The sequence below is a fragment of the Paenibacillus oryzae genome, from assembly GCF_001675045.1.
Classification (GTDB): Bacteria; Bacillota; Bacilli; order Paenibacillales; family Paenibacillaceae; genus Pristimantibacillus; species Pristimantibacillus oryzae.
Genome location: NZ_LYPA01000002.1, coordinates 1 through 668 on the forward strand (window position 1 = coordinate 1; position 668 = coordinate 668).

Consider the following 668-nt stretch of genomic DNA (forward strand, 5'->3'; position numbering starts at 1 on the left):
TATGCCGGCGTTTCTAATCAACAGGCGATAGACAGGGCCATGAGCCTGTTGGCGGGTGAGCTTCAGGCGCTCGATGTTCCGTTAGGCACAACCTGGGCGGAGCTCGATGAGATGGTGAAACGTTATTTTAATGATTTATTTGGTGATCTCGCTTTGGACTATCTTCACATTTCACCAAGCGCTAACGCCAATATAGAGGGACATATTCCGGTTGATATCTATATGGAAAAAGGAAATGCAGCGGATGGGATGATGGTGAATCTCCCCCTGAATGAGGAGTTTGATCCGTACCTGGCTTCGGTCAAGACTGTGATCGAACAGGGGGACTACTCGGGCATCACACAGGCTATGTATGACAACGGATTGGTAAGCACATACATTAAAAGTCAAGTGTTGCTCGCAATCCAAGAAGGTGGCGTTGCGTCCGACTCCATCAGAACCGGATTAGTGCGGGAGCAGGGCTACGTGCCGTCGATTACAGGCGATGCCGACAACCCGAACGGTACGGCTGGCAGCTATACCTTTACCATCACGTTTCTTCGGCCATGGCAGGCCCGGACGACCGCTCCGATGACGGTTCCGATCTTGGCCACGACCTTCCGTGAGGTTAATGAACAAGCCTTGACAGCGGTCAAGGCTGCTTTGGTGGACGGAGCGGTCGATGTCGC

Annotated in this window: 1 protein-coding gene; it reads left to right on the top strand. The window is 52.5% G+C overall.

The annotated features are described in order from the left end of the window. Positions 1-39 precede the first annotated feature (39 nt). Positions 40-668 (top strand): hypothetical protein (locus tag A7K91_RS00010; RefSeq protein ID WP_156739199.1); only part of this gene is annotated, 629 nt, incomplete at its 3' end.